Source organism: Alcanivorax sp. HI0083, assembly GCF_001635175.1.
This window is the reverse complement of record NZ_LWFX01000999.1, coordinates 1-1,868: the sequence shown is the minus strand read 5'-3', so window position 1 is coordinate 1,868 and position 1,868 is coordinate 1. Positions and strand designations below refer to the sequence as shown.

The following is a 1,868-nucleotide window of genomic DNA, read 5'->3' as shown; positions in this document are numbered from 1 at the left end:
CCAACAGGTGAACGGCAAGCCGCTGGTCTACCTGGATAACGGCGCCACCACCCAGAAACCGGTGGCGGTGCTGGAAGCGCTGGATAACTACTACCGCACGGTGAATTCCAACGTGCACCGTGGCGCTCATTACCTGAGCGACGAAGCCACCAGCCAGTTCGAAGGCGCCCGCGAAACCGTGGCGACCTTCCTCAACGCCAGCCGCGAAGAAATCCTGTGGACCAAGGGCACCACCGAGTCCATCAACATTGTGGCCCAGTGCGTGGCCCGTGAGCGCCTGCAGCCCGGCGATGAAGTGCTGATCGGTACCAGCGAGCACCACGCCAACATCGTCCCCTGGCAGCAGGCCTGCGCCGCCACCGGCGCCACACTAAAAGTGATTCCGCTGCGTGACGACTGCAGTCTGGATCAGGACGCCTTTGCGCAGCTGCTCAGTGAGAGAACCAAAATCTTTGCCATTGGCCATGCCAGCAATGCGCTGGGCACGCTGAACCCGGTGAAAGAGATGGTTGCCCGCGCGAAAGCCGCCGGCGCCATCACCTTGATCGACGGCGCCCAGGCCGTGGCCCACTTCCCGGTGGACGTGCAGGATCTCGACGTGGATTTCTATGCGTTTTCCGGGCATAAGCTATTTGGCCCCACCGGTATCGGCGTGCTCTATGGCCGCCGCGAACTGCTGGAAGCCATGCCGCCCTACCAGACCGGCGGGGAAATGATTGAAACCGTCAGCTTCGAAGCAAGCACCTGGAATCAGCTGCCTTACAAATTCGAAGCGGGCACGCCCAACATCGCCGGCGCCATCGGCCTGGCCACCGCCATTGAGTGGCTGAACCACCAGGATCGCCCGGCCCTGGCCGTCCACGAAGACGCCCTGCTGGCCCGCGCCACCGAGCGCGCACACGCATGCGACAGCTTGAAAATCATCGGCACCGCCACCAGCAAGGTGAGTGTACTGTCCTTTTTGCTGGACGGTGGCCACCCGGCCGATGTGGGCATGCTGCTGGACAAGCAGGGCATCGCCGTTCGCACCGGACACCACTGCACCATGCCATTGATGGATACTTTGGGTATTCCCGGTACTGTCAGGGCCTCATTCTCGATTTATAATACGCTGGAAGAGGTGGATCGCCTGTTCGAAGGTCTGGAGAAGGTCAAAACCTTCCTGTGACACCAGGCACACCTGATCCGGCTTTTTCGCGTCAAACGTCGGGCGTTCAGCGTCTGGCGTTTCATGCAAGGTAGGTAACACATGACCGTTCAGACATTCCAACCCGGCCAGGTCACCCTCAACCTGACCGAGGCAGCCAACCAACAGGCCCTGCGTGAAATCCAGCGGGCCAATGCCGCCGGTATTCGCCTGGATCTGGACGAGTCCGGCTGCTCCGGGTTCATGTACACCCTGGACTTCGTGGACGAACCCAAGGACGGCGACAAGCTGTTCGAGATCGACGGCGTGAACCTCTACGTACCGGAAAAATGGCTGCCCATGCTCAACGGCCTGGTCATCGACTACGTCACCGAAGGCGTCAACAGCCTGTTCAAGTTCCGCAACCCCAACGCCACCGGCGAATGCGGCTGCGGCGAAAGTTTTACGGTAGACGACGTCTAACCACCGGCCAGGGAAGACAATGGCAGACCAACGCACGGTAGTGGTTCAACGCGACGTTCCGGCCCGCAAGGTACCGGACGGCACCCGTATTACCATTCCCAAGAACAGCTTCGTGAACCTTCGCCAGGCGCTGGGTGGCACCTATACCGTCACCATCAACGGCAACATGGCGCGCATCGACGGCACCGACGCCGATGCCATCGGCCAGGAACCGCTGGAGCTGGATTTTGCGCCCGCCAATGACGACGGCAGCGTGCGC

At 61.3% G+C, this 1,868-nt stretch carries 2 protein-coding genes and 1 pseudogene; all 3 read left to right on the top strand.

Annotated elements, in window-relative coordinates; translation table 11 throughout:
* The coding region (locus tag A3754_RS12130) for an aminotransferase class V-fold PLP-dependent enzyme (protein ID WP_063519896.1) at positions 1-1,168 on the top strand (1,168 nt) is incomplete at its 5' end.
* Positions 1,169-1,249: 81 nt separating this feature from the next.
* Positions 1,250-1,609, top strand: coding sequence for an iron-sulfur cluster assembly accessory protein (locus A3754_RS12125; protein ID WP_063519895.1), 360 nt, complete (start codon positions 1,250-1,252; stop codon positions 1,607-1,609).
* Positions 1,610-1,628: 19 nt separating this feature from the next.
* A pseudogene (locus tag A3754_RS12120) lies at positions 1,629-1,868 on the top strand (putative Fe-S cluster assembly protein SufT); the annotation flags it as partial.

What these genes read in the sequence shown, in the direction of transcription:
- A3754_RS12125 (WP_063519895.1), top strand. Translation starts at nt 1,250, where the DNA reads ATGACCGTTCAGACATTCCAACCCGGCCAGGTCACCCTCAACCTGACC.